General features: G+C 64.3%; 28 protein-coding genes and 1 tRNA gene. 14 read left to right on the plus strand and 15 right to left on the minus strand.

Annotated features, from left to right (window positions below; genetic code table 11):
• Positions 1-9: 9 nt before the first annotated feature.
• Both GH663_RS00310 and GH663_RS00315 read right to left on the minus strand, forming a co-directional pair.
• On the minus strand, positions 10-1137 hold the full coding sequence (locus GH663_RS00310; protein ID WP_246181461.1) for a glycosyltransferase family 4 protein: 1128 nt from the start codon (positions 1135-1137) through the stop codon (positions 10-12).
• A complete protein-coding gene (locus GH663_RS00315) occupies positions 1134-1550 on the minus strand; it encodes a diacylglycerol kinase (protein ID WP_153129771.1) in 417 nt (138 codons plus the stop codon). The genes GH663_RS00310 and GH663_RS00315 overlap by 4 nt, the downstream gene beginning before the upstream one ends.
• Positions 1551-1657: 107 nt before the next feature.
• Here GH663_RS00315 and GH663_RS00320 point away from each other — a divergent pair, with 107 nt between their 5' ends.
• On the plus strand, positions 1658-2341 hold the full coding sequence (locus GH663_RS00320) for a PA4824 family protein (RefSeq protein WP_153129772.1): 684 nt from the start codon (positions 1658-1660) through the stop codon (positions 2339-2341).
• A gap of 92 nt (positions 2342-2433) precedes the next feature.
• Positions 2434-2808, plus strand: coding sequence for a Crp/Fnr family transcriptional regulator (locus GH663_RS00325; protein ID WP_153129773.1), 375 nt, complete (start codon positions 2434-2436; stop codon positions 2806-2808).
• Here the strand turns inward: GH663_RS00325 and GH663_RS00330 are convergent.
• From GH663_RS00330 to GH663_RS00340, 3 genes are read right to left on the minus strand one after another with little or no spacing between them, the layout of a single operon-like run.
• A complete protein-coding gene (locus GH663_RS00330) occupies positions 2778-2999 on the minus strand; it encodes a hypothetical protein (protein ID WP_066885217.1) in 222 nt (73 codons plus the stop codon). The two genes, GH663_RS00325 and GH663_RS00330, sit on opposite strands and share 31 nt — an antisense overlap.
• Before the next feature lie 13 nt (positions 3000-3012).
• Positions 3013-4221 (minus strand): glycosyltransferase, encoded by a 1209-nt coding sequence (locus GH663_RS00335; RefSeq protein ID WP_153129774.1) that lies wholly within the window; start codon positions 4219-4221, stop codon positions 3013-3015.
• Complete coding sequence (locus tag GH663_RS00340; protein ID WP_153129775.1) at positions 4222-5007, minus strand: UDP-2,3-diacylglucosamine diphosphatase; 786 nt, start codon at positions 5005-5007, stop codon at positions 4222-4224.
• Between the two features lie 135 nt (positions 5008-5142).
• Between GH663_RS00340 and GH663_RS00345 the strand changes: the two genes are divergently transcribed.
• The 5 genes from GH663_RS00345 to GH663_RS00365 all read left to right on the plus strand — a co-directional run bounded on the left by GH663_RS00345 (position 5143) and on the right by GH663_RS00365 (position 8375).
• Positions 5143-5364 carry a ParD-like family protein gene (locus GH663_RS00345; protein ID WP_153129776.1) on the plus strand — a complete coding sequence of 74 codons (222 nt, stop codon included), beginning with the start codon at positions 5143-5145 and terminating at the stop codon, positions 5362-5364.
• Positions 5361-6161: a type I methionyl aminopeptidase gene (gene map / locus GH663_RS00350; RefSeq protein WP_153129777.1), complete on the plus strand. Its 801-nt coding sequence runs from the start codon at positions 5361-5363 to the stop codon at positions 6159-6161. The genes GH663_RS00345 and map overlap by 4 nt, the downstream gene beginning before the upstream one ends.
• An 89-nt stretch (positions 6162-6250) precedes the next feature.
• Positions 6251-7450, plus strand: coding sequence for a formate-dependent phosphoribosylglycinamide formyltransferase (purT, locus tag GH663_RS00355; RefSeq protein ID WP_153129778.1), 1200 nt, complete (start codon positions 6251-6253; stop codon positions 7448-7450).
• 163 nt (positions 7451-7613) lie between these two features.
• Positions 7614-7952, plus strand: a complete 339-nt coding sequence (locus GH663_RS00360) for a hypothetical protein (protein ID WP_153129779.1) — start codon at positions 7614-7616, stop codon at positions 7950-7952.
• Between the two features lie 9 nt (positions 7953-7961).
• Positions 7962-8375: a hypothetical protein gene (locus GH663_RS00365; protein ID WP_246181462.1), complete on the plus strand. Its 414-nt coding sequence runs from the start codon at positions 7962-7964 to the stop codon at positions 8373-8375.
• A 114-nt stretch (positions 8376-8489) separates the two neighbouring features.
• Here the strand turns inward: GH663_RS00365 and GH663_RS00370 are convergent.
• The 8 genes from GH663_RS00370 to GH663_RS00405 all read right to left on the minus strand — a co-directional run bounded on the left by GH663_RS00370 (position 8490) and on the right by GH663_RS00405 (position 15129).
• Positions 8490-8565, minus strand: a tRNA-Met gene (locus tag GH663_RS00370).
• Positions 8566-8649: 84 nt separating this feature from the next.
• The gene (phoR, locus tag GH663_RS00375) at positions 8650-9942 is read right to left on the minus strand and encodes a phosphate regulon sensor histidine kinase PhoR (RefSeq protein ID WP_170291302.1); all 1293 of its coding nucleotides are present in this window, start codon (positions 9940-9942) and stop codon (positions 8650-8652) included.
• 5 nt (positions 9943-9947) lie between these two features.
• Positions 9948-10634, minus strand: coding sequence for a phosphate regulon transcriptional regulator PhoB (gene phoB, locus GH663_RS00380; RefSeq protein WP_153129782.1), 687 nt, complete (start codon positions 10632-10634; stop codon positions 9948-9950).
• Positions 10631-11320 carry a phosphate signaling complex protein PhoU gene (phoU, locus tag GH663_RS00385; RefSeq protein WP_153129783.1) on the minus strand — a complete coding sequence of 230 codons (690 nt, stop codon included), beginning with the start codon at positions 11318-11320 and terminating at the stop codon, positions 10631-10633. The genes phoB and phoU overlap by 4 nt, the downstream gene beginning before the upstream one ends.
• A 13-nt stretch (positions 11321-11333) precedes the next feature.
• A complete protein-coding gene (gene pstB / locus GH663_RS00390; protein WP_153129784.1) occupies positions 11334-12113 on the minus strand; it encodes a phosphate ABC transporter ATP-binding protein PstB in 780 nt (259 codons plus the stop codon).
• 56 nt (positions 12114-12169) lie between these two features.
• Entirely contained in the window at positions 12170-13093 is a 924-nt protein-coding gene (pstA, locus tag GH663_RS00395; protein ID WP_153129785.1) for a phosphate ABC transporter permease PstA, read from the minus strand.
• The gene (gene pstC / locus GH663_RS00400) at positions 13093-14028 is read right to left on the minus strand and encodes a phosphate ABC transporter permease subunit PstC (protein ID WP_066885257.1); all 936 of its coding nucleotides are present in this window, start codon (positions 14026-14028) and stop codon (positions 13093-13095) included. Before pstC ends, pstA begins: the two co-directional genes overlap by 1 nt.
• Before the next feature lie 99 nt (positions 14029-14127).
• A complete protein-coding gene (locus GH663_RS00405; RefSeq protein ID WP_153129786.1) occupies positions 14128-15129 on the minus strand; it encodes a PstS family phosphate ABC transporter substrate-binding protein in 1002 nt (333 codons plus the stop codon).
• A gap of 311 nt (positions 15130-15440) precedes the next feature.
• Here GH663_RS00405 and GH663_RS00410 point away from each other — a divergent pair, with 311 nt between their 5' ends.
• The gene (locus GH663_RS00410; protein WP_153129787.1) at positions 15441-15896 is read left to right on the plus strand and encodes a DUF3465 domain-containing protein; all 456 of its coding nucleotides are present in this window, start codon (positions 15441-15443) and stop codon (positions 15894-15896) included.
• A 235-nt stretch (positions 15897-16131) separates the two neighbouring features.
• On the opposite strand, the gene GH663_RS00415 is transcribed toward GH663_RS00410, so the two are convergent.
• Positions 16132-16707 (minus strand): hypothetical protein, encoded by a 576-nt coding sequence (locus GH663_RS00415; protein ID WP_153129788.1) that lies wholly within the window; start codon positions 16705-16707, stop codon positions 16132-16134.
• A 110-nt stretch (positions 16708-16817) separates the two neighbouring features.
• On the opposite strand from GH663_RS00415, the gene rpiA reads away from it, so the two are divergent.
• The 3 genes from rpiA to GH663_RS00430 all read left to right on the plus strand — a co-directional run bounded on the left by rpiA (position 16818) and on the right by GH663_RS00430 (position 19306).
• Positions 16818-17486 carry a ribose-5-phosphate isomerase RpiA gene (gene rpiA, locus GH663_RS00420; protein ID WP_153129789.1) on the plus strand — a complete coding sequence of 223 codons (669 nt, stop codon included), beginning with the start codon at positions 16818-16820 and terminating at the stop codon, positions 17484-17486.
• A 67-nt stretch (positions 17487-17553) separates the two neighbouring features.
• The gene (locus tag GH663_RS00425; RefSeq protein WP_153129790.1) at positions 17554-18129 is read left to right on the plus strand and encodes a hypothetical protein; all 576 of its coding nucleotides are present in this window, start codon (positions 17554-17556) and stop codon (positions 18127-18129) included.
• A gap of 175 nt (positions 18130-18304) precedes the next feature.
• Positions 18305-19306 carry a patatin-like phospholipase family protein gene (locus GH663_RS00430; protein WP_153129791.1) on the plus strand — a complete coding sequence of 334 codons (1002 nt, stop codon included), beginning with the start codon at positions 18305-18307 and terminating at the stop codon, positions 19304-19306.
• Positions 19307-19349: 43 nt separating this feature from the next.
• Here GH663_RS00430 and GH663_RS00435 read toward each other — a convergent pair whose 3' ends face one another.
• Complete coding sequence (locus tag GH663_RS00435; RefSeq protein WP_246181463.1) at positions 19350-21173, minus strand: GGDEF domain-containing protein; 1824 nt, start codon at positions 21171-21173, stop codon at positions 19350-19352.
• 167 nt (positions 21174-21340) lie between these two features.
• Between GH663_RS00435 and GH663_RS00440 the strand changes: the two genes are divergently transcribed.
• From GH663_RS00440 to GH663_RS00450, 3 genes are read left to right on the plus strand one after another with little or no spacing between them, the layout of a single operon-like run.
• Positions 21341-23407: an ATP-binding protein gene (locus GH663_RS00440; RefSeq protein ID WP_153129793.1), complete on the plus strand. Its 2067-nt coding sequence runs from the start codon at positions 21341-21343 to the stop codon at positions 23405-23407.
• Between the two features lie 25 nt (positions 23408-23432).
• Positions 23433-23792: a response regulator transcription factor gene (locus GH663_RS00445; RefSeq protein ID WP_246181464.1), complete on the plus strand. Its 360-nt coding sequence runs from the start codon at positions 23433-23435 to the stop codon at positions 23790-23792.
• Between the two features lie 2 nt (positions 23793-23794).
• The gene (locus GH663_RS00450; RefSeq protein WP_066885284.1) at positions 23795-24265 is read left to right on the plus strand and encodes a chemotaxis protein CheX; all 471 of its coding nucleotides are present in this window, start codon (positions 23795-23797) and stop codon (positions 24263-24265) included.
• Positions 24266-24304: the final 39 nt, after the last annotated feature.

A 24304-nucleotide genomic window follows, 5' to 3' on the forward strand; every position in this document is an offset into this window, starting at 1 on the left:
CCGACAATCTCAGCCGGAAATCGCCTCGCGCGCGACTTTCTCGAAACTCGCCACGACGCCGGCCCAGTTGCGCGGCAGCATGCTTTGCCGGGCCGCCTGCGACAGTTGCGCCAGGCGGGTGCGGTCGGCGAGCAAGGCCAGGGCCGCCGCGACATAGGCGCCTTCGTCACCCGGCGAGGCGACCGCCCCGTTCACCCCATGCTCGATCAACTCGGCCGCCGCAGCACTGCGGTAGGCTGCCACCGGCAAGCCGCTGGCCATCGCCTCGGCGACCACGTTGCCGTAGGTTTCGGTCAAACTGGGAAAGAGGAAGAGATCGGCGCTGGCATAGTGGGCGGCCAGATCCTCGCCGAGGCGCATGCCGGCGAAGTGATGCCCGGGATGATCCACCGCCAGTTGGCGGGCTGACGGCCCGTCGCCGACCCAGACCATGCGCGCCTCGGGATGGCGCAGGCTGATCGCGGCGAACGTCCGTTCGACCAGCGCCAGGTTCTTTTCGGCGGCCAGCCGGCCGACATAGAGGCAGGCCAGGCCGCCCGGCGCGACGCCCCACTCGTTGCGCAGCATGGCATTGCGCCGCAAGGGATCGTACAGCTGCGTATCGACGCCGCGCCCGACGACGCGCACCCCGCTCAAGCCTTCGCCGGCCAGGTCGGCGGCCAATGCCGCGGTCGGCACCATGGTCGCCCGCGTCCGCCGATGCAGCGTGCGCAGGTAGGCGGCGACCGCCGGCCGCATCCAGCCCAGGCCGTAATGCACGCTGTAGCGGTCGAAATTGGTATGGAAGCCGGAGGTCACCGGAATGCCCAGGCGGCGCGCCGTACTGACCGCCGACCAGCCGAGCGGGCCTTCGGTGACGACATGCACCAGATCCGGCCGCCGCGCCCGCCATTGCCGGGCCAGCCGACGCCCGGCCGGCAGGCCGAAGCGCAGGCCGGGGTAACCGGGCAGCGGCAGGCCGGGCAAGGCCAGTTCGTGCTCGCTGCCGCGATCGCTCTTGCCCTGGCTCGGCCGGACGACGCTGACCCGGTGCCCCAGCTCGCGCATGCCGTGCACCAGTCGGCCGACCGTCATCGCGACACCATTGACCTCGGGCGGGAAGGTTTCGGTGACGAAGGCGATCTCGAGCGACATCATGCCGCCTCCAGCAGCACGCAGGCCCAGACGGCGAGCACGGTGAGCAGCGAAACGAGCACCGCGGCGCTACCGATGTCCTTGGCACGCTTGGCCAGCCGGTGGTTTTCCAGGCTGACCCGGTCGACCACCGCCTCGATCGCCGAATTGAGCAGTTCGACGACCAGCACCAGCAGCACGCTGGCGATCATCAGGCCGCGCCCGAGCCAGGGCACCGGCAGCAGCAGCGCGGCCGGGATCAGCAGCACCGCCAGCCAGACCTCCTGGCGGAAGGCGTCTTCGCACAGGTAGGCGGCCTTGAGGCCGGCAATCGAGTAATTGAAGGCATTCCAGACCCGGCGCAGACCGGTCTTGCCCTTGAACGGCGACTCCTGGCTCGGGTCGAGGCCCAGTTCGGGCGGCTTGGCTTCGTGCATGACACCTCCATGAAAGCCCCGAGGCTAGCCGGCCAGCACTAAGCTTTGATGACAGGGAGCGTCAGGAAACTGTCACAATGCCGCGCTAAAATCGGCCGGTTATGCTGATGAAAAGACTCCTCCCCGGCCTGGCCCTGCTGGCCAGCCTGCCTGGCGCCCACGCGGCGCGCCCGATGATCACCGACGATGCGCGGCTGACCGATCCCCAGGCCTGCCAGCTTGAAACCTGGGCGCACGGCCATCGCCAGCGCAACGAGCTGTGGGCCTTGCCGGCCTGCAACCCGGGTGGCAATTTCGAATTCACCCTCGGCGGTGCGCTGGCCCGCGCTCACGGCGAAGCCGACAGCGGTGCCGTGCTGGTCCAGGGCAAGACGCTGTTCCGCAAACTGGAAAGCAATGGCTTCGGCTTCGGCCTCGCCGCCGGCTATGCGACGCAGCCCGGCAACGGCCAGTCCGGCGCGCCCTACTTCTACTTTCCGGCCAGTCTTTCCCTGGCCGACGACCGCATTGTCGTGCACAGCAATCTCGGCGCCACTTATGACCGCGAAAGCCGCGGCACCCGCCTGACCTGGGGCCTGGGCAGCGAAATCCAGACCATCGAACGACTCTACGTGATCGCCGAAAGCTACGGCCAGGACAAGGGCAATCCCTTCGTCCAGTTCGGACTGCGTTACTGGCTGGTGCCCAATCATGTCCAGCTCGACACGACCTGGGGCAGCCAGCTCGGCCACATCCGCGACGAGCGCTGGCTGTCGCTCGGCCTGCGCCTGATCACACCGCCCTTGTTCTAGATCAAGGCCCCGGCGTTTGTCATAAATCGGTCAAAGTTCTGCCCCATCGCCTATGCTAAAAGACCGACTCCCGTTCTGATGGAAGAATAGTCATGGTCTTTTTCGAGCTTTTTGCCAACAACCCAGACATCGTCCGTATCCCGGCCGGCCAGACGCTGTTCAAGGTCAACGATGCAGGTCACCTGATGTACGTGCTGACCACCGGCACGGCCGAAGTCATCGTCAACAACCGGGTGGTCGAAACGCTGCAGCACGGCAATATCGTCGGCGAAATGGGCCTGGTCTCACCGGGGCCGCGCTCGGCAACCGTGCTCGCGACCAGCGACTGCGAATTCGTCGCTGTCGACGAAAAGCGCTTTCATTACTTGGTCCAGCAGACGCCCTTCTTCGCCACCCAGGTCATGCGCGTGCTGGCCGAGCGCCTGCGCGCCGCCAATCAGATGGTGGCGCCGATCGAGGACATCTGAGCCTCGGGTAGCGGCAGGAACTCGCCGCACCAGGCATGGTTGCCGACCGCCGGGAAACGCCAGTGATGCGTTTCCCGCGGTGAGCTGGCGCCGGCGAAAACCGGCGGAAAACGGTGGCAGTTGCCGGTCAGGGCATCGGCCAGCGTGTAATAGCGACAATGCTCGCAGGCGTGTTCGGTGCTCAGGCTCATGGTTCCCCCTTGTTCAGCCGGCCGCGTCCAGGGAAATATCCGGGACTCCGGCGGTCGACGTCCCTTCTGAGGCACTTTTCAAACCCGATAGTTCGCGATAGAGGCCGGCCAGCCGGCCGGCCATCGCCGTGTCCGACCATTCACTGGCGTAGCGCGGCGCTTCGTCGGCCAGCCGGCGCCACAGCGTCGGCTGCTGCAGGAAGTTGCCGAGCATTTCGCCGAAGGCTTGCGGCACCGCCGGCGGCGACAAGGCGCCACGGCCGGGAGCGAGGATATCGACGGTCCCCATTTCGGCCAATGCGATGACCGGCAGGCCGGCCGCCATCGCCTCGAGCAGCACCAGGCCCTGGGTTTCGGTGCGCGACGCAAAGACGAAGACATCGGCTGCCGCGTAGCAATCCGGCAAGGCCTGGCGACGGTCGAGATAGCCGATGAAGGTAACGGCATCGCTCAGGCCCATGGCTTTGACCCGCGCCTGCAGGCTGGCCATGGCCGGCCCTTCGCCGGCAATCAGCAGGAGCAGTTCGGGCTGCAGGCGCCGGGCATGGACCAGGGCGTCAAGCAGGAAGGCAATGTTCTTTTCATGGGCGACGCGGCCGACGAACAGCGCCACCGGGCGATCCGGCGCGATGCCGTGCTGCAGCCGGAAGGCCAGGCCGTCGCCACGGCCGAACTGGGCGAGCGGGATGCCGGTCGGCAGCACGTGCAGCGGCACGTTGACGCCATAGCTCTGCAGGCGCTGCTGCATCGCCGTCGACGGCACGACCACTGCGTCGAGCGCGTTGCATTGCCGGCGCGACAGGGCACGGGCCTGGCCCTTCAGCCAGCCGGCCGGCAGGAAGGGCGCGTAGTGCTGCAGGTATTCCTCGAACAGCGTGTGATAGGTGGCCAGCACCGGCCGGCCCAGCGCCCGGGCCGCCTTGAGGCCGGCGTAGTGGGCGACGAAGGGGGTCTGGATGTGGATCAGGTCGCAATCCTCGGCCGCCGCCAGCACGGCGCGCTGCATGGCCCGCCAGCCGACCAGGCGGTCCTCGCGGTCGCCCGGCACCGGCCGCCCGGCGACGCGGACGATGCCCGGCTCATCGGCCTCATCGCCGTAACGCGGCACGACCAGGCGGACCTCGACGCCTAGCTCGGCTAAGGTCCGGCGAAAGGTTTCGATCGAGGTCGACACGCCATTGACCCTTGGGAAATAGACATCGGACACCATCAGGACACGCATTCAGACCTCCGCAGTTTCGGATAGCGGGGCGGCGAGCAAGGCCTGTGGCCGCGCCTCGCCCCAGGCGACCAGTTCGAGGCGGCCGTCGAAATGTTCGACGATGGCCGTGCAGGAATCGACCCAGTCGCCGCAATTGACGTAGCTCAGGCCGTCGATCTCGCGGATCGTCGCCCAGTGGATGTGACCGCAGATGACGCCGTCCAGCCCGCGTTCGCGGGCGTGATGGACGGCCGAGGTCTCGAAATCGAAAATGAAGTTGAGCGCCGTTTTCACCTTGCGCTTGGCGTAGCCGGCCAGCGACCAGTAGCCGGCCAGCCCGAGCTTGCGCCGCCCCCAGGACAGCCAGTGGTTGAGGCGGACCAGCAGGTCGTAGGCCTTGTCGCCAAGCACCGCGACCCAGCGGTGATGGCGCGTCACCTGGTCGAACTGGTCGCCGTGGATGAGCAGGAAACGGCGGCCGTCGGCCATTTCGTGCACCAGTTCATCGACCACCTCGATCTCGCCGAAGACGATGCCGCAGTAGTCGCGCAGCGCCTCGTCGTGGTTGCCGGGAATGAACACGACGCGCTCGCCGTGCCGGGCTCGGCGCAGCAGCTTCTGGACGACGGTGTTCTGCGCCTGCGTCCAGCAGATGCTGCGGCTCATCGCCCAGAAATCGATGATGTCGCCGATCAGGTAAGTCTGTTCGGCCGAATACTCGCGCAGGAAATCGAGCAGGCGATCCGCCTGGCACGCCCGCGTGCCGAGGTGGATGTCGGAAAGGAATACGGATCTGACCTTGGGCATGACGGCACGATAGCCGGCCGCCGTGAACGGACCATGACGAGGCCGTGACAGGCGTGTGACAAGGCCGCCCTGCTGCGCCGGCGGCGATCTCTGTTATTATATGGAACATATACAAACCATATACCGCACATACCCATGGGAATCGTCAAAATCTCCGAGCGGATGCATGAGAACCTGCGTCTGACCAGCGGCGCGCTCAGCCGTTCGATCAATGCCCAGGCCGAACACTGGCTGCGCGTCGGCATGCTCTCCGAACTCAACCCGAACCTCTGCTACGCCGACATCTGCCAGTTGCTGATCGAGGCCGAGCAGCAGGACACCAGCGAACAGCCGCCCGCCGCGGCACTCGCCGCATGAGCGCCGGGCGCGGCGTACCGATCCGCACGCCGGGCGAGATCGCCATGGCCCGCCAGGCCGGCCGGCTGGCGGCCGAACTGCTGCAGATGATTGCCGGGCACGTCAAAGCCGGTGTCACGACCAACGAACTGGACCGCCTGTGCCATGACTACATCGTCAATGTGCAACAGGCGATCCCGGCCAACGTCGGCTATCACGGCTACCCGAAGACGATTTGCGCCTCGGTCAACCACGTTGTCTGCCACGGCATTCCTTCCGACAAGAAACTGAAGGACGGCGACATCGTCAATATCGACGTCGCCGTCATCAAGGATGGCTGGTTCGGCGATACCAGCCGGATGTACTTCGTCGGCAAGCCGGCGATCCAGGCCCGGCGCCTGGTGCGCACCACCTACGAGGCGATGCGCGCCGGCATCTTGCAGGTTCGCCCGGGGGCGACGCTGGGCGATGTCGGCCACGCCATCCAGAGCGTCGCCCAGCGCGAGGGTTACAGCGTCGTGCGCGAATACTGCGGCCACGGCATCGGCACCGTTTATCACGACGAACCGCAGGTCGTGCATGTCGGCCAGCCCGGCCGCGGCCTCAAGCTCGAACCGGGCATGATCTTCACCATCGAGCCTATGCTCAACGCCGGCAAGGCCGCCATCACGCACCTGCCGGACGAATGGACGGTGGTCACCAAGGACCGCTCGCTGTCGGCCCAATGGGAACACACCGTGCTGGTCACCGACGATGGCTTCGAGATCCTCACCCCGTGGCCGGACGGCTACGGCGACTACGCACCGATCGAGGCCTAGGGCACCGGGTCTAGGACAGCGGGCTTGCATTTCCGGCGGTCGACGCCTAAATTCGCCGGATTTTCGCCGTCGACCGTAAAGGAATCCCCATGCAAATCGGCACCCCGCTGTCGCCCTCCGCCACCCGCGTCATTCTGCTCGGCTCGGGCGAACTCGGCAAGGAAGTGATCGTCGCGCTGCAGCGCCTCGGCGTCGAAGTGATCGCCGTCGACCGTTACGAAAACGCCCCCGGCCAGCAGGTCGCCCATCGCGCCCACGTCATTTCGATGACCGACGGCGCGGCACTGCGCCGCTTGGTCGAACTGGAAAAGCCGCACCTGATCGTGCCGGAAATCGAGGCCATCGCCACCGACATGCTGGTCGATATCGAAGCCGCCGGACTGGCCGAAGTGATCCCCACCGCCCGTGCCGCCAAGCTGACCATGAACCGCGAAGGCATCCGCCGGCTGGCCGCCGAGGAACTCGGCCTCGCCACCTCGCCCTACCAGTTCGCCGATTCGCTGGCCGAACTGCAGGCCGCGATCGATGCCGGCATCGGCTACCCGTGCATCGTCAAACCGGTGATGTCCTCGTCCGGCAAGGGCCAGTCGCTGCTGCGCGGCCCGGCCGACGTGCAGACGGCCTGGGACTACGCGGCGAGCGGCGGCCGGGTCAATGCCGGGCGGGTCATCGTCGAAGGCTTCATCGACTTCGACTACGAGATCACGCTGCTCACCGTGCGCGCCCGCGATGCGGCCGGCACCGTGCAAACCTATTTCTGCGAGCCGATCGGCCACGTCCAGGTCGCCGGCGACTATGTCGAATCCTGGCAGCCGCAGCCGATGAGCCCGGCCGCCCGGCAACGCGCCGAGGAAATCGCCGCCGCGGTAACCGGCAACCTCGGCGGGCGCGGCCTGTTCGGCGTCGAACTGTTCGTCAAGGGCGACATGGTCTGGTTCTCCGAAGTCAGCCCGCGGCCGCACGACACCGGCCTGGTCACCCTCTGTTCGCAGCGCTTCTCCGAATTCGAACTGCACGCCCGTGCCATCCTCGGCCTGCCGGTCGATACTGCGCTGCGCGAACCGGGCGCCTCGGCCGTCATCTACGGCGGCCTCGAAGCGCAAGGCATCGCCTTCAGCGGCCTCGACGAAGCGCTCGCCGTCCCGCGCAGCGACCTGCGCCTGTTTGGCAAGCCGGAATCGTTCAAGAAACGGCGGATGGGCGTCGCCGTCGCCAATGCCGATACCGTCGACGAAGCCCGCCAACGGGCGAAACTGGCGGCGAGCCGGGTCAAGCCAATCGCCGGCTGAAGCCAGACCGGCCGCCGGAAGCGACTCCTGCGGTCGACCTCGCCCGCAGGCCAAAATGCCGACGGGCAAGGTTGAACAAAATATGGAACCGACCGGTCCACCGCTTACGGCGTGCCCGACCTTTCGTCGCGTTTGCGCCGCCCCGACTCGTGAGGAGAATTCCATGAAAAAGCAATCCCTCTGCATGCTGTTGGCACTGGCCGCCCTCCCCCTGCTGGCGCAGGCCGATACTGGCTCGGTGACCATCGTTTCGCCAGCTGACAATGCAACGCTGAAAGCGATGGCCGAGAACAAGATCAGCTACGACGTCACACCAGGTCCGCAAGGTGACCATACCCATCTTTATGTCGACGGCAAGGAAATCGCGGTGCTGCGCGAATTGAAGGGCAGCTACGCATTGAAGTCCCTGACGCCGGGCGCTCACGATCTGTGCATCAAGGTGGTGAACAAGAATCACACGCCGGTTGGCATCGAGAAATGCGTCAAGGTGAAGGTTGAATGATCGCTGGCCGTGGATCTGCAGAATCTGGCCTACGCGCTCGTTCAACTGGCCCATAACTTCGGCGCCGTGGCGGTGACCGGCGGCGCCGTGGCCGGCTGGCTCAGCCAACGTCGTGAGTCCGCACCGGCGACCGCTCTGCTTTGGCTGGTCCTCGCCGGCTGGGCGCTGCAGGCGGCGAGCGGCGCCGGCTTCGGGCTGATCAGTCTGGCTTACTACGGGCGGTTTCCCGATCTGCACGGAGTGGCCGTTGTTGCCCTGGTGCTCAAGTTGAGTTGCGCGACGGGCGGGCTGCTGTTGAGCCTGCTCTGCCTCAAGTTTGCCGACAGCTGGCCGGCGGCGCGGCGCCGTCACGCCTGGGTTGCGCTGGTCGGCTTGGCGGCGACGGCGCTATCGGCCGCCGCCTTCCTGCGCTGGTTTGCCTGAGGCGGTTGAAGCAGTGCTTTGGCCCTGGAGAACTGCCGAGTCTTGCGGTCAACGCTGCCCAAAAACAAAAAAGGACCAACGCCGTTAAGCAGTTGATCCTTCGTTGAATTTCTTTGGTTGCGGGAGCAGGACTTGAACCTGCGACCTTCGGGTTATGAGCCCGACGAGCTGCCAACTGCTCCATCCCGCGTCCGTCAGAGGTGCGCACTATCCGCCTATCGGGTTCCCCCGTCAAGGCAATTCGGAAAATCCGCCGAAATTAGCCAAACACGCTTCAAATACCGGCCACCCGGCTGGCCGGGAAGCGGGCGGCGAAACGGCTGCCCAGGCCGGGCGTGCTCTTGATGTCGAGCTGTGCCTGATGGCGGTTCAGCGAGTGCTTGACGATGGCCAGACCGAGGCCGGTGCCGCCGACATCGCGCGAACGGCCGCGGTCGACCCGGTAGAAGCGCTCGGTCAGTCGCGGGATATGCTTGGGATCGATGCCGATGCCGGTATCCTGGACGGCGAACTCGGCGCCTTGCGGGCTGGCCCGCCAGCTGATCCGGATGGTGCCGCCGGGCGGGGTGTAGCGCACCGCATTCGACACCAGGTTGGCAAAGGCGCTGACCAGCTCCGGCTCGGAGCCGCGCAGGTCGCCCTGGCCGTCGGTCTCGACGACCACCGTATGGCGGCCGGCCGACAGCGCCTCGGCATCGCGGCGCAGCTTGTCAATCATATTGACCATATCGACCGGCTCGTTGTCCGGCGGCGGCGCCGACTCGATCGATGACAGCGTCAGCAGATCCTGAACGATGGACTGCATGCGCAGCGACTGCTCGCTCATCATCGCCAGGTAACGGGCCTGTTCCTCGCGGTCGACCTCGATTTCCTGCAAGGTTTCGAGGAAGCCGGCGAGCACGGTGAGCGGCGTGCGCAGTTCGTGCGAGACGTTGGCGACGAAATCGCGGCGCATCCGGTCGAGGCGGTCGGTCTGCGTCACATCCTTGATCTGCATCAGGCGGCGGTCGCCGGCATAGGGAATGACGTAGATCGACAACACGCGATCCTCGTTGCGATCGGAGCGCAGCGTCAGCGGCCGGGAAAAGTCCTCGTTGGTCAGGTAGGCGACGAATTCGGGCTGGCGGACCAGGTTGACCACCGGCTGGCCGCGGTCGGTCTTGACGACGAGGCCGAGCTGCATCTCGGCCGTCGTGTTGCAGAACAGGATCTGGTTCTGGTTGTCGAGCAGCACGACGCCATCGGTCAGCGCCTGGCCGGCGGCGATCAGCATGGCGATCTCGGCGTCGCGGCGGGCGATCTGCGCCCGCAGGTCTTTCTCGTGTCGGTAGAGGCGGCCGAAAATCCCGTCCCAGGCGCCCTCGCCCTCCAGGCTGCTATCGACGACCGGAGCCCGCGACCAGCGGTCGAGGCGGGCGAAGTTGCGGAAGTGGAAGAGCATCTGCAGGCCGAGGCCGCCACAGAAGACCACCCAGCCGGCCCAGGGCGCGTAGAAATGGCCGACCGGCAGCGCAACAACGATCGACAACAGGGCGAGCAACAGGGCCCGGATGACTTGTGCCGTCACCTGTTTCAGGCCCCGCGGAAACGATAGCCGGTGCCACGCACGGTTTCGACCCGCTCGTGGTTGCCGGAGCCCTCCAGCGCGGCGCGCAGCCGGCGGATGTGCACATCGACCGTGCGCTCCTCGATGAAGACATGGTCGCCCCAGACTTCGTCGAGCAGCTGGGCGCGGGTATAGACCCGTTCGGCATGGGTCATGAAGAAGAAGAGCAGGCGGAACTCGGTCGGCCCCAGTTCGATCGGCTGGCCGCTGGCCAGGACCCGGTGGGTCGCCGGATTCAACGCCAGGGAACCGATCTCGACCGCTTCGCCGGCCAGATGAGGAGCGCGGCGGCGCAGCACGGCGCGGACGCGGGCGACCAGTTCCTTCGGCGAGAAGGGCTTGGTGACGTAGTCGTCGGCTCCAGCCTCCAGCCCCTGCACCTTGTCTTCTTCATGGACGCGGGCGGTCAGCATGATGATCGGCAGTTCGCGGGTCCGCTCGTCGGCCCGGATCTTCTTGGCCAGCGTCACGCCGGACTGGCCGGGCAGCATCCAGTCGAGCACGACCAGGTCGGGCAGCGCAGCGCGGATGGCCGACTCGGCCTCCTCGGCGCTGCCGGCCCGAACGACCAGAAAACCGGCGTGCTTGAGGTTGATGACAACAAGCTCCTGGATCGCCGGTTCGTCTTCAACGACCAGAATGGTCGGAGTCACTTGATGATCTCCTTGGTGTGGCGGATATCGCGCCCTTCGACGACGTACACCACCTGTTCGGAAACGTTCTTGGCATGGTCGCCGATCCGTTCGATGGCGCGGGCAATCGAAATGATGTCGATGGCGGTGGTAATGGTGCGCGGATCTTCCATCATGTGTGTGATCAACTGGCGGATGATCGACTTGAACTCGGTATCGACCTCGGAATCGGCCCGGATGACCTCGGTGGCCTGCACCGTATCGAGGCGGGCGAAGGCATCGAGCGCCTCGCGCACCATGGTCAGCGCCGCTTCGGCCAGGTGGCGGATGCCGACCCCGTACTGCGACGGCATGTGGCCGTTTTCGTAGATGCGGCGGACACCCTTGGCGATCTTCTTGGCCTCGTCGCCGGCCCGCTCCAGATCGGTGACGATCTTGCTGATGCCGAGCACCAGACGCAGGTCGGAGGCGGTCGGCTGGCGCTTGGCGATGATGTGGGCGCAATCGTCGTCGATCGCCTTTTCCAGTTCATTGACCTTGCGATCGGTCTCGACGATGGTCTTGACGCTGGCGATCTCGCCGGTCGAATAGGCATCGATGGCGGCCGAGACCTGGGTTTCGACCAGACCGCCCATCTGCAGCACGTGGGTGCGCAGACGGCTGAGCTCTTCGTCGAACTGGCTGGAAAGATGCTGGCTTTCGTTCATGTCGGTCCCCTTCTTAGCCCATGCGGCCGGTAATGTAGTCTTCGGTGCGCTTGTCTTGCGGCTTGATGAAAATCTCGTCGGTCTTGCCGAATTCGATCATCTCGCCGAGGAACATGTAGGCGGTGTAGTCGGAAACGCGCGCCGCCTGCTGCATGTTGTGGGTGACGATCAGGATGGTGACGCGCTTCTTCAGCTCATGCACCAGCTCCTCGATGGCGCCGGTGGCGATCGGGTCGAGCGCTGAAGTCGGCTCGTCGAACAACAGCAGTTCGGGATCGGTGGCCAGGGCGCGGGCAATGCACAGCCGCTGCTGCTGACCGCCGGACAGGTTGGAAGCCAGATCCTGCAGGCGATCCTTGACTTCGTCCCAGATCGCGGCACCACGCAGGGCCTGTTCGACCTTGTCGTCGAGGACGCGGCGGTTGTTCTCGCCGCGGACGCGCAGGCCGTAGGCGACGTTTTCGTAGATCGACTTGGGGAACGGGTTCGGCTTCTGGAAAACCATGCCGACGCGCATGCGGACTTCGATCGGGTCGACATCCGGCGACAGCAGGTTGGTGTTATCCGGGAAGAAGCGGATCTCGCCCTCGTAACGGTTGCCCGGGTAGAGGTCGTGCATGCGGTTGAAGCTGCGCAGGTAGGTCGATTTGCCGCAACCGGACGGGCCGATCAGCGCGGTGACCTTCTTGTCGTAGATCGGCATGTTGATGTTCTTCAGGGCCTTGGCTTCACCGTAGTAGAAGTTCAGGTTACGGGCTTCAGCCTTGAGCTGGGGGTGATCGTGGATCTGCATTTGAGACTCCATTTCGTATTCGGTTTTGGGTGTTTTTCCGGGGTTCACCGCCGGAATCACCATTTAATGTTCTTGCGCATCTTGTAACGCAGCCAGATGGCGACGGCGTTCATCGACAGCACCATGGCCATCAGCACGAAGCCGGCGGCGGCAGCATTGATTTCGAAGGCCGGGTCGGGACGCGAGGTCCAGTTGAAAATCTGGATCGGCATCACGGTAAAGGGTGCGAACACCCAGTCGAACAGGCCGGCGGCCGGCTCGCCCATGAACGGCGCGGGCGGCAGGAAGGCGATGAAGGTCAGCGCCCCGATCGTGATGATCGGCGCCGTTTCGCCGATGGCGCGGGCGAGGCCGATGATGACGCCGGTCAGGATGCCGGGCATGGCGTAGGGAACGATGTGGTAGCGGCAGGTCTGCCAGCGCGTCGCACCGACCGCCATCGAACCTTCGCGGATCATCGCCGGAATGGCGCGGATCGCTTCCCGGGTCGACACGATGATGATCGGCAGAATGAGCAGGGCCAGCGTCAGGCCGGCCGACAGGATGCTCTGGCCGAAACCGAACTGGTACACGAAGATGCCGAGCGCCAGCAGGCCGTACACAATCGACGGCACCGCCGCCAGGTTGCTGATGTTGATCTCGATGACGTTGGTCAGCCAGTTGCGCTTGGCGTATTCCTCAAGATAGAGGCCGGCGGCAACGCCGAGCGGCACGGCGGCCAGCGCGGTGACCAGCATGACCAGCAGCGAGCCGACCCAGGCGGACAGGATGCCGGCCTGCGTGGCGCGCCGCGAGGCGAAGTTGAGGAAGAAATCGAGCGTAAAACGCTCCGAACCCTTCATCACCATGTCGGCGATCAAGGCGACGATGACGATCAGCGCCAGCGACAGACAGAAGATGCCCATCGCCTTGAAGATGTTGTCGCGCAGCTTGCCGCGCGCGATGACGGCGCGGATTTGTTCGGTAGTCAGGGCTTGCATCAGTAGGTCTCCCGATATTTCGCACGCAGCCACTGGCCGAGGATGTTGAAAATCAGCGTGATCAACAGCAGCGTCAGGCCGGCTGCAAAAATGGTCTGGTAGCCGATCGAACCGTGCGGCAGATCACCCAGGGCGACCTGCACGATGTAGGAAGTAATCGTCGCGGCCGGCTCCATCGGGTTCCAGGTCAGGTTCGGCTGCATGCCGGCGGCAACGGCGAGAATCATCGTTTCGCCGACGGCGCGCGAGATGGCCAGGATGTAGGAAGCGGCAAGGCCGGAAACGGCGGCCGGGACGACGACATGGATGGCGGTGTAGAGCTTGGTCGAACCCATCGCGTAGGCGCCTTCACGCATGCTCATCGGCACGGCGCGCATCGCATCCTCGGACAGCGAGGCGATGTAGGGCACGATCATGATGCCCATCACCAGACCGGCCGAGAGCAGCGAGAAACCGGGCAGCGAGGGAAAGATGTACTGCAGGATCGGGGTCACGACGAGCAGCGCGAAGTAACCGAAAACGATGGTCGGAATGCCGCCGAGCAATTCGAGAATCGGCTTGGCGATTTCACGGACCTTGGCGTTGGCGAATTCGGACAGGTAGATGGCGATGATCGTGCCCATCGGGATGGCGACGAGCAGCGCGACCAGCGAAGAAACGAGGGTGCCGGAAATGAGCACCATGATGCCGAAGTGGGCATCGTCGAACAGCGGCGTCCATTGCGTGTCGGTCAGGAAATCGACGATGCTGACATTGGAAAAGAACTGGATGGACTCGGAAACCAGAACATAGACGATACCGAGCGTCGTCATCACCGAAACCGCCGCGGCACCGAGCAGCAGCGCCTCGATCAGGCGTTCCTTCCAGTTGCGCATGGCATTGTAGGCCAGACGATCGCTGACCTTGGGCAGGTCGGACGCGTTGTTTGCAGACATAGTGTGCGAATTCACATCAAGAATTCCATAAACGGAAAAGCCGACCCCGCTCCGGGGCCGGGCTTTTGACAACTGGCGAGTGGCTCGCCGGAACGAACATTACATCTTGGCTTCGCGCTTCATCAACTCTTCGATGGTGATGCCAACTTCATTCTGCCCACCGAACACGGTACCGATCTTGTTCTTCTTCACATGCTCAAGATTGCCGGTGTAGGCGTTGTCCGGCAGCGGCACGTACTTCACTTCCTTGGTCAGCTTGGCGGCGTTCTTCATGTAGAACTCGACGAACTCCTTGACCTCCGGCTTCTGCAGCGACTTGGCCTTGACATAGACGAAGATCGGGCGCGACAGCGGCTGGTAAGTGCCCTTGATCACGGCCTGTTCGGACGGCGCGACGGCGGCACCACCCTTCGGCGGCACGATCGGCAGCGCCTTCAGCTTGTTCATGTTCTCGGCGTAGTAGGCGTAGCCGAAGTAGCCGATCGCATTGACGTCGCGCGAGACGCCCTGGACCAGCACGTTGTCGTCTTCGGAAGCGGTGTAGTCGCCGCGCGAGGACTTGGCCTTGCCGACGATGGCTTCGGTGAAATACTCGAAGGTACCGGAATCGGCACCGGCGCCGAACAGCTTGACCGGCGCGTCAGGCCAGGCCGGATTGACCTGGTTCCACTTCATGACCTTGCCCTGGGCGGCCGGTTCCCACAGCGCCTTCAGTTCGGCGACAGTGGCTTCCTTGAGGAAGGTGTTCTTCGGGTTGATGACGACGGTCAGCGCGTCGAAGGCAACCGGCATTTCGATGTACTCGACACCGGCAGCCTTGCAGTCTTCCATTTCCTTCTTGGTGATCGGACGGGAAGCGTTGGACAGATCGGTTTCGTCGCGGCAGAACTTCTTGAAGCCACCGCCCGTGCCGGAAATACCCACGGTCACCTTGACGGCGTTCTTCTTCGACTTCTGGAATTCTTCGGCAACTGCTTCGGTGATCGGATAAACGGTCGAAGAACCATCGATCTTGACGATCTGGGCCTGGGCGGCCTGGGCACCGAACAGCGCGACACCGGCCACGGCCAGTGCGGATACGAGCTTGGAATGCTTGAACATCGGGGGAGACTCCTGCACAAGGTTGGAATTAACAACGCTGTGCAGGTTAGCGCCGCTTTGTTACAGCCAAATGACAGGCTGTAACAAATGAGCAGGCGCTCTAGTTTTTGGGAATCGAGGCGTTGTCTGCGCTGAGTTTCAGGGCGTGCTGCTCGCGGCCATGAGCGAGCGGCCAGCACACTTCCTCAAGCAAACGCTTATCCGAAATGATTTTTCTATGATCGCGAAAAGTCAAAAACACGTTCAGCATATTCAGGTTGATATACTCAAACTCGAACCCAAAAATATCTGACAGTCGACAAAGAAATCCAATGAAAAAATTACTACTCGTCATTGCTGTGGTGGCAGCCGTCTACCTAGGATACGGAAAGACAAATGGATTTCACCCATTCACAAGGTCAGAAACCACACAAGCAAGCGTCGAACACTCAACCTATTCAAACGCAGTTCAAGCAGCGTTCAATGAACAAAAGAGTGGGATACAAGTTCAAGGTGAGGGGGTGGTTCTAAAGCTACTTGCTGACGACAATGACGGAAAGCGCCATCAACGCTTTATTCTCACGCTTCCTTCAGGCCAAACCCTCCTCATCGCACACAACATTGATTTGGCACCTCGAATCGCGACACTCAAAGCAGGGGACTTGGTTGCCTTCAACGGCGTATACGAATGGAATGCAAAAGGCGGCGTGATTCATTGGACTCACCATGACCCAGCCAGACGCCACCAAGCCGGTTGGCTCAAGCATTCTGGCCAAACTTACCAATGAGTCGGAGTATTTACGGCAAACTTTCGTACGCTCAATAGCCACATTTTGGGGTGCCATACGTATCTCGTGCTCAGAGCAGTCTTTGTTACATCTCCCTGAACATCCGCGTCCCAAAGCTAGTTAGTTCCACTTAGGCACCGAGCCCACAAACGATTTTCGTCTGCCATCAGACCGTAAGGGGTCAGCATGACCTGACCTAACACCAGATGTCAGACCAGGTCATGACTTCTACAACTTACTTCTTGCCATCCTTGGCCGGGCGGCCGGTCTTGATGCGTTCGACGCGGCCCATCACCGCCTGCAGTTCGGCGTCGTTGAGCGCCGCCAGCAGCGCGATGCCGCCGCGCAGCAGTTCGCTCTTCTTGACCTCGCTGCCCAGTCCGGCCAGCCGTTTTTTCAGTTCGCCGATGCGGGCGTACTCGGCTTCCGGCATGGCGTAGCTGTCGCGGACCAGCTTCGGCTTGCGCGGCTTGACCGGTTTGGCTGCCTTGGCGGGCTTGGCCGCCGCCTGCTTCATCACTTGCGGCTGCTCGTACTTGATGGCTTGCGCCTTGACCAGCGCTTCGGCCAGCACCTTCTGGTGCTTGGCGACGGTTTCATCGACCCGTGACGGCTTGCGCGGCGGGCGGGCCTTGGCGGTGGCGGCTGCCGTGGCCGGTGCTGCGGCTACGACGGCGGGCGCCTCGGTGGCAACCGGTGCAGCCACCTCGACAACCGGCGGCGCTGCCTTGACCTCGGCCTTCGGGGCCGGACGCGGCACCAGCTTTTTCGGCGGTTTGGCGGCAGCGGTATTCTTTTTCTGTTCTGTCATATGGCTCTCTCATAAAAAACGGTATGTGCAGTTTAGCGATTTGCCGACGCCGTAAAGTTAAACTTTTTTGACAGGTTAAAATGCCCGGCAAACCATTCAGGAGCAGCCCCATGACCCAGGACGAACTCAAGCAGGCCGTAGCCCAGGCCGCCGCCGACTACGTGGCCAAACACGCGCCGGCCGGCAGCATCATCGGCGTCGGCACCGGCTCGACGGCCAATTTCTTCATCGACGCACTGGCCCCGCTCAAGGACAAGTACAAGGGCGCCGTCGCCAGTTCGGAAGCGACCCGCAAGCGCCTCGAAGGACACGGCATCCCGGTCCTCGACCTCAACGACGTCGATGACATTCCGGTCTATGTCGATGGCGCCGACGAAATCGATGCCGGCCTCAACATGATCAAGGGCGGCGGCGGCGCGCTGACGCGCGAGAAGATCGTCGCCGCGGTGGCGAGGACCTTCGTCTGCATCGCCGACGGCTCGAAGCTGGTCGAGACGATGGGCAAGTTTCCGCTGCCGGTCGAAGTGATTCCGATGGCCCGCGCCCATGTCGCCCGGGAATTGGTCAAACTGGGCGGTCGACCGCAGGAACGCGCCGGTTTCGTCACCGACAATGGCAACCTGATCCTCGACGTGCATGGCCTCGCCATCACCGACCCGAAGGGCCTGGAAGCGCAGATCAACCAGATCACCGGCGTCGTCACCAACGGCCTGTTCGCATTGCGCCCGGCCAACATCTGCTTGCTCGGAACCCCCGAAGGCGTCCGCACGCTGGGCTGAGCGCCTTCATTTTTCTGTCACATCGGGGCGCTAGTCTGGCGGCATTCAACGACGCCGGGAGCGCCCCATGTTCTTGTCCGCCCAACAGATCGCCGACAGCCGCGATCACACGCTGAACAACCTGCTCGGCCTGTCGGCCGCCTGCCTCGAAGCCGGCCAGCGCTTTTCCGAACTGCTCTCGGCCGCCGGCCGCGACGCCCTGCACCACGGCAGCAAGCACCTGGCGCTGTTCGGCCACGGCCAGCTCGAATCGATGACGCAGTTGCCGACCACGCTGTGGCTGGAACAGAGCGTCCGCCACAGCAAACTGCTCGATACCGCCTTCGGCATTCTCGGCGAAACGCACAAGACCCTGCTCCAGACTGCCGAAGCGCAGGTTCGCGTCTTCGATGAAATCGCTTTTGCGACAATCAACCGCGCTGCCAGAAGCAGCCCGTGGGAGGGTGAAATCGCGCTGACTGCCCTGCGGTCGACGCTGGAAAATGCCGAAAAAGCCCTGCACGAAATCAACGTCGCCGCCATCGAAAGCGTCGGCCAGGCCGAGACGGTCAAGCAGCAGGTCACGGAGAGCGTCACGGATAAAAAGACCCCGAGAAAAAAACCGGTCGCAGCCGACGACAGCAGCGGCGAAGAAAGCGTCTGAAACCGGAAAAGCCACCACGATCTCTCTCCATTCAGCCCGGCCCCGCCGGGCTTTTTTTGTCCGCCGCCCGCCGTGATAAACGATTGACCGGACCCGCCTGATATCCCAGACTGTGACTGCTTTCAGGCTCAAGCCGGCGACACCACCGTCGCCTGCCTCCACCGGAGAAATCGCCATGCCCACCCTCAACCTCGCCCTGCAAGGCGGCGGCGCGCACGGCGCCTTTACCTGGGGCGTGCTCGACGCCCTGCTCGAAGACGGCACGCTCGATTTCGAAGGCGTCAGCGGGACCAGCGCCGGCGCGATGAATGCCGTCTGCCTGGCGCACGGCCTGATGGTCGGCGGCCGTGACGGCGCCCGCCGGGCGCTGGCCGATTTCTGGACGGCGGTGGCCAATTCGTCGCCCTTCGATACCGAGAACGCTTCGCCGGCCCTGGCCCCGGCCATGAAGATGATGCTGCAATGGGCCGACTACCTGTCGCCGGAACAGCTCAACCCGCTCGACCTCAACCCGTTGCGCGATATCCTCGGCCAGCAGATCGACTTCGCCCGCTTGCGCCGGGACAGCCCGGTCAAGCTGTTCATCGCCGCCACCCACGCCAACTCGGGCAAGCTGCGCATCTTCCACAACCACGAGATGTCGCTCGACGCCCTGCTCGCCTCGGCCTGCCTGCCGACCATCCACCGGACCGTGACGATCGACGGCGAGCCTTACTGGGACGGCGGCTACAGCGCCAACCCGGCGGTCTTTCCGCTGCTTTACCAATGCACGACGCCGGACATCCTGCTCGTCCTGCTCACCCCGCTGCATTACAGCGAAACGCCGGCCTCGGCCGCCGATATCAAGCTGCGCCTGCGCGAGCTGGCCTTCAATGCGACTTTCCTGCGCGAAATGCGGATGTTCGCCCACCTGCGCGAGCAGATCGGCAATAGCTGGTTGCCGGAATGGCTGCCGATCGGCCGCTTCGAACGGCGCATCGGCCGCCTGCGCTTTCATGCGATCAGTGCCGATTCGCTGCTCGGCGACCTGCCGGCCGAAAGCAAGCTGGCGGTCAGCCTGCCCTTTTTCGAGCGCCTGCGCGATGACGGCCGGCAGCACGCCCGCGCCTGGCTGGCCCGGCACCGGGCCGCCCTCGGCCAACAGGCGACGCTCGACCTGGCCCGATTGTTTTACTGAACGGCGGCGGTTTTTGCCCTTTTTCCGGCGTCGACCGCCGGACTCAGTTCAGCACGCGCAGCATCGGACGCGGCGCATCGGCCAGGCCCGGCCGCCGGCGTTCGACAAAGACGCTGCCGGCCAGGCTGTCGGCGGCCGGGTTCTTGGCCCGCTTTTTCGCCTGCTTCTTGGCCGCCGAGGCCGCTGCCGCCACCTCGCGGTGCGATTCGCAGTCGCCGGCGGCGACCTTGACGACGCCGATCGACAGCGTCGGCAAGGGCTGGAAGACGAATTCGCCGCGCCGGTTCTCGGCCATGTAGCCGCCGCGCGCCCGCTCCTCGGCGCTGAGCATGCCGTCCATCGCCTCGGCGAAGGAGCGCACCAGTTGCCAGCAGCGCATTTCCCAGTCGGCGCTCTGGAAGATGACGAAGAAATCGTCGCCGCCGATGTGGCCGACAAAATCGCAGCGCGCATCGGCCGCCTCGCCGGTCAGCCGGCCGAGCAGCTGGATCACGTCGTCGCCGCGCCGGTAGCCGTAGGTGTCGTTGTAGGGCTTGAAATTGTCGATATCGATGTAGGCCGCGACAAATTCGCTGTCGCTGGCCAGCATGCGGTCGATGTGCTCGTTGATCGGCACGTTGCCCGGTAGCTGGGTCAGCGGGTTGGCGTAGCGGGCGGCGCTGATCTGCATTTCGGTAATCGTCGCCATCAGGTCGTGGCTGCTGCCGACGCCGAGGTAGCCGCCCTCGTCGGTGACGATGAAGCCATCGAACAGGTAATGCTTGGGGGCCAGCGACAGCATCATCGCCAGTTGCTGGATGGTGGCGTGCTGATCGACGACCAGCGGCGCGTGATCCATGAACAGCTCGCAACTCTTGCGGCCGAACAACTCCTTGCGGAAGGGCCGGGCGAAGCGGTCGACCATGCTGTGCCGGTTGATCAGGCCGATCGGCTGGTTGTCGTGCACGACGGGCAGCACATCGAGCTCGGGATCGGCCTCGAAGCGAGCAATGACCAGCGAATTGCAGGCGTCCATCGGCACCGGCTCGATGACCCGGAGCAGGGTCCGCGCCGTCGGCATCTTGCCGAGCGCCTGACCGTTCGGGGTCAGCGACAGTTGTTGGTTGGCCAGTGCGCTCTGCGCCGCTTGGCTCAACTGGCGTAGCGGCACCGGCTCCGGCCGGGCGATGAAATAGCCCTGGCCGCAGGCGATGCCCATGTCGCGAATGCAGCAGAAATCCTCGCGGCGCTCGATCCCTTCGGCGACCAGCGAGGCGTTGCAGATTTCGGCCAGATCCTGCATCGCCCGCACGAAGTGGTACTTGATGCGGTCGTCGGCAATGCCATGCACGAAATGCTTGTCGATCTTGACGAACTCGGGGCGGACCTCCGACCACATGCGCAGGTTGGCGAAGCCTTCGCCGAGATCGTCGATGGCGATCTGGAAGCCGCGCCCGCGGTAATTCTGCAAGGCCTCCTGGATGCCGGGCAGGTCGGTGATCTGCTGGTTTTCGGTCAGCTCGATGACGATGCGGTTGGGGGCGATGCCCAGTTCGGCAAGCAGGGCACGGGTGTGGCCGTTGATCATCAGCGGGTCGAGCAGGCAGCCCGGCGTGACGTTGAGGAACAGCCGGCCGGGCAGGCGCTGGGCGGCGAAGGCGCGCAGGCTGGCTTCGCGGCAGGCATGTTCGAGTTCGAGCGCCAGGTCGCAGGCCTTGGCGGCGGCAAACAAGGCATCGGGATATTGCAGCAGCGAATCCTGCGGGCCGCGGATCAGGGCTTCGTAGCCGAGAATGGCCCGCACGCGAAAATCGACGATCGGCTGAAAGACAGGATAAAGCAGCCCCTCGTCGATGATCCGGCGCAATTCGGCTGCTTCGTCATCCATCAAGACAATCATTGTGTTTCATTCCGGCACAGTAACAATGCGGCGAGTTTAGGAAGTCAATATTTCACTCCGGTGACACCGGGGGCGTTGGTGACAAAAGTTCTGCCTGTCACAGCGGCGCAACATTGGCCCGGCAAGATCGTGACCCCGCCTCGTTTCAGGTCGTCATGAAAACGCTGCTTGCTTCGCTTTTTGGTAAATACCGCGATCTGGTGCTGGCCATCGGCATCTTTCTGCTGCTCGACGCTGGCGTCTCCGCCATCAACATCTACACCTCGCGCCAGATCGAGGCCGACGCCAGCCGGATCAACGCCGCCGGCCTGCTGCGCACCTATGCCCAGCAACTGACCAAGGGCCTGCTGACGCTGGAGATGGATCTGCGCAACGGCCAGCGGACCCAGTCCAGCCTGGCCGAAATTTCGGAAGCCCGCCTTGGCTTCGACGACGCCCGCCTCGCCCTCGAGAAAAAGCTGGCACAGCCCTCGGCGCTGCCGCTGATCGAGCCGGAAAGCCTGCGCCAGCACGCCCAGGAGTTGCTCGCCTCGGTCGTCCGCACCTGGGAGCCGATCGACCGCGAAGTCGGACCGCTGATCGTCAACGCCGATCCCGATCCGGAATCGGCCGCCCGCGCCGTGCAAAAGGCGGTCACCCGCAACAACCGGCTGACCCAGCAGGCCGACGACCTCAGCGAAACGCTGACTGAAATGGCCAATAAAAAGACGTCGACCGTACGACTGATCCAGGCCATCGCCATTTCGCTGGCCTTCCTCAATTTCGCCTTCATCCTCTTCAAGTTCATCGGCCGGCTGGCCGCCAGCGACCGCCAGACCGCCGCCGCCCGCGAAGAAACCGAACGCATCCTGGGCAGCGTCCGCGAAGGCCTCTTCCTGCTCACCAGCAAGCGCACCGTCGGCGGCCAGCGCTCGCAATCGCTGGACCGCATCTTCGGCCAGCAACTGCAGCCCGGTGCCGACTTCCTGGCCTTTCTCGGCCGCCTGACCTCGACTGCCAATGCCGAGGCGGCGCGCGACTACATCGACCTGCTGTTCAACAAGAAGATGAAGCAGAGCCTGCTCGAACAGTTGAATCCGCTGGTCGAGATCGAGTTGCTGGCCGAACAGCGGACGAAGAAAAGCCCCAGCTACCTGACCTTCGAATTCAACCAGATTCGCGAGAACGGCCAGGTCGTCGCACTACTCGTCACCGTCTTCGACGTCTCGCAGAAGGTCAGGCTGGAACACCAGCTGGCCGGCGCCGAGGCCCGCGCCGACAACGAGATCGCGCTGCTGCTCGGCATCCTCGACCACAACCCGCACGAAGTCGCCGATTTCCTGAGCCGCGCCCGCGATACGCTGCAACTGATCAACGGCGAATTGCAGAGCATCCAGCCGCTGCGCCAGCCCTACCCGCAAATGGTCAATCGCATCGCCCGCATCGTGCATGGCCTGAAGGGCGAGGCGGCAACGCTCGGGTGCAGCAGCATCAGCCGCGCGGCGCATGCCTTCGAGGACATCCTGCAGCCCTTGCGCGGCCGCAACGATCTCGCCGGCGACGATCTGATCCCGGTCGCCGTCGCACTGAGCACGCTGCTGAGCGAAATCGTCAAGGTCGAGGCAGTGGTCAAGCGGGTCCAGCATTTCGCCGGCGGCAAGTCCGACGCGCCGCCGCCCGACCCGCTCGGCGACAGCCTGCGCCGCATCGAGCAGTACGCGCTGCGGGTGGCCGAAGACCTCAACAAGCAGGTGCGTTTCGAAGCCGCCGTGCCGCGCCTCGACCATTTGCCGCCGGCGCTGGCCAGCGTGCTGCGCGAGGCGGTGCCGCAACTGGTGCGCAATGCCATCGCACACGGCATCGAAGCGCCGGCCGACCGCCTGCGCCACGGCAAGCCGGCGACCGGCCTGGTTCGCGTCGAACTGACCAGCGAGGCCGACGGCACGCTGACCATGACCATCCACGACGACGGCTGCGGCCTGTCGGTCGAGCAGTTGCGCGGTGTGCTGATCGAGCGCGAGTTATACAGTCCGGCCGAGGTTGCCGCGCTAAGCGACGCGCAGGTCATCGCGACGTTGTTCGAAGCCGGCGTCAGCTCGCTCGACAGCGCTCACCAGCACGCCGGGCGCGGCGACGGTCTGGCCGTCGTCAAGGCCGCGCTGCGCGACCTCGGCGGCCGCCTGCGCGTCAACTCCCGGGCCAACTCCCACACCCGTTTCATCATGCAGATCAAACCCGCCTGACATGTCTCTCCACAATATCCTTAGCATGATGATCGTCGATGACTCGATGATCATCCGCAACCGCATCGCCCGCCTGGTCGCCGGCCCGACGCTGCCCCACATCAACATCGCCGGCCTCGCCGCCAATGGCGAAATGGCCGTCGAACTGGCCCGCGACAGCCGGCCCGACCTGATCACCATGGACCTGACCATGCCGTTGCTCGATGGCGAAGCCTGCATCGAGCGGATCATCGACTTCCTGCCGGAGACGAAGATCCTCGTCGTCTCGGCGCTGGCCGACAAGGCCACCGCGCTGCGCGCCATCAAGAAGGGCGCCAGCGGCTTTCTGCACAAGCCGTTCACCGACGAAGAACTGCTCGACTCCCTGCTCGAACTGATCGACTAAGCATGCGCCACGAACTCCGCCCGGAAGACATCGAAGTCTTCTCAGAAGCCATCACCCATTTCTTCAACACCTGCACCGGCGAAACGGCCAACGTGCGCTCGGCCTACCTGATCGAACACGGCCCGGCCGTGCTCTGGAACGATTTCAACGGCCTGATCGAGATTAGCGGCGCCTACACCGGCAGCGTCTGCTTTTCGGCGCCGCGCGCCCTGCTCTCGCACGTGCTGCTCAAGATGGGCGAGTCGGTATTCACCGACGACCGCCACGCCGACATCGTCGGCGAGATTGCCAACACGCTGTCCGGCCGTGCCCGCCGCCATTTCGGCGAGGGCCTGAGCATCGCGCCCCCCCGCCTGCTGAACTATGGCGAGCAATCGTTGCCCAACATCAGCGGCAATCTACCCTATGCCATCCCGCTCGGCTGGCACGGCTACGAGGCCAGCCTCGTCGTCCAGCTTGCCCCCGGCCCCTGAAGGCAGACCGGCGACAGCAAGCCACCTGTCATTTGCCTG

The organism is Dechloromonas hortensis (genome assembly GCF_009469765.1).
GTDB classification, from domain to species: Bacteria; Pseudomonadota; Gammaproteobacteria; order Burkholderiales; family Rhodocyclaceae; genus Azonexus; species Azonexus hortensis.

What these genes read in the sequence shown, in the direction of transcription:
- GH663_RS00435 (WP_246181463.1), bottom strand. Translation starts at nt 21,173, where the DNA reads ATGGATGACGAAGCAGCCGAATTGCGCCGGATCATCGACGAGGGGCTG.
- GH663_RS00345 (WP_153129776.1), top strand. Translation starts at nt 5,143, where the DNA reads ATGGGAATCGTCAAAATCTCCGAGCGGATGCATGAGAACCTGCGTCTG.
- pstB (WP_153129784.1), bottom strand. Translation starts at nt 12,113, where the DNA reads ATGCAGATCCACGATCACCCCCAGCTCAAGGCTGAAGCCCGTAACCTG.
- GH663_RS00360 (WP_153129779.1), top strand. Translation starts at nt 7,614, where the DNA reads ATGAAAAAGCAATCCCTCTGCATGCTGTTGGCACTGGCCGCCCTCCCC.
- GH663_RS00410 (WP_153129787.1), top strand. Translation starts at nt 15,441, where the DNA reads ATGAAAAAATTACTACTCGTCATTGCTGTGGTGGCAGCCGTCTACCTA.
- map (WP_153129777.1), top strand. Translation starts at nt 5,361, where the DNA reads ATGAGCGCCGGGCGCGGCGTACCGATCCGCACGCCGGGCGAGATCGCC.
- GH663_RS00450 (WP_066885284.1), top strand. Translation starts at nt 23,795, where the DNA reads ATGCGCCACGAACTCCGCCCGGAAGACATCGAAGTCTTCTCAGAAGCC.
- GH663_RS00335 (WP_153129774.1), bottom strand. Translation starts at nt 4,221, where the DNA reads ATGCGTGTCCTGATGGTGTCCGATGTCTATTTCCCAAGGGTCAATGGC.
- GH663_RS00445 (WP_246181464.1), top strand. Translation starts at nt 23,433, where the DNA reads ATGATGATCGTCGATGACTCGATGATCATCCGCAACCGCATCGCCCGC.
- GH663_RS00315 (WP_153129771.1), bottom strand. Translation starts at nt 1,550, where the DNA reads ATGCACGAAGCCAAGCCGCCCGAACTGGGCCTCGACCCGAGCCAGGAG.
- phoU (WP_153129783.1), bottom strand. Translation starts at nt 11,320, where the DNA reads ATGAACGAAAGCCAGCATCTTTCCAGCCAGTTCGACGAAGAGCTCAGC.
- GH663_RS00330 (WP_066885217.1), bottom strand. Translation starts at nt 2,999, where the DNA reads ATGAGCCTGAGCACCGAACACGCCTGCGAGCATTGTCGCTATTACACG.
- GH663_RS00325 (WP_153129773.1), top strand. Translation starts at nt 2,434, where the DNA reads ATGGTCTTTTTCGAGCTTTTTGCCAACAACCCAGACATCGTCCGTATC.
- GH663_RS00320 (WP_153129772.1), top strand. Translation starts at nt 1,658, where the DNA reads ATGAAAAGACTCCTCCCCGGCCTGGCCCTGCTGGCCAGCCTGCCTGGC.
- GH663_RS00425 (WP_153129790.1), top strand. Translation starts at nt 17,554, where the DNA reads ATGTTCTTGTCCGCCCAACAGATCGCCGACAGCCGCGATCACACGCTG.
- GH663_RS00405 (WP_153129786.1), bottom strand. Translation starts at nt 15,129, where the DNA reads ATGTTCAAGCATTCCAAGCTCGTATCCGCACTGGCCGTGGCCGGTGTC.
- GH663_RS00415 (WP_153129788.1), bottom strand. Translation starts at nt 16,707, where the DNA reads ATGACAGAACAGAAAAAGAATACCGCTGCCGCCAAACCGCCGAAAAAG.
- GH663_RS00430 (WP_153129791.1), top strand. Translation starts at nt 18,305, where the DNA reads ATGCCCACCCTCAACCTCGCCCTGCAAGGCGGCGGCGCGCACGGCGCC.
- pstA (WP_153129785.1), bottom strand. Translation starts at nt 13,093, where the DNA reads ATGCAAGCCCTGACTACCGAACAAATCCGCGCCGTCATCGCGCGCGGC.
- GH663_RS00310 (WP_246181461.1), bottom strand. Translation starts at nt 1,137, where the DNA reads ATGATGTCGCTCGAGATCGCCTTCGTCACCGAAACCTTCCCGCCCGAG.
- GH663_RS00440 (WP_153129793.1), top strand. Translation starts at nt 21,341, where the DNA reads ATGAAAACGCTGCTTGCTTCGCTTTTTGGTAAATACCGCGATCTGGTG.
- pstC (WP_066885257.1), bottom strand. Translation starts at nt 14,028, where the DNA reads ATGTCTGCAAACAACGCGTCCGACCTGCCCAAGGTCAGCGATCGTCTG.
- purT (WP_153129778.1), top strand. Translation starts at nt 6,251, where the DNA reads ATGCAAATCGGCACCCCGCTGTCGCCCTCCGCCACCCGCGTCATTCTG.
- rpiA (WP_153129789.1), top strand. Translation starts at nt 16,818, where the DNA reads ATGACCCAGGACGAACTCAAGCAGGCCGTAGCCCAGGCCGCCGCCGAC.
- GH663_RS00340 (WP_153129775.1), bottom strand. Translation starts at nt 5,007, where the DNA reads ATGCCCAAGGTCAGATCCGTATTCCTTTCCGACATCCACCTCGGCACG.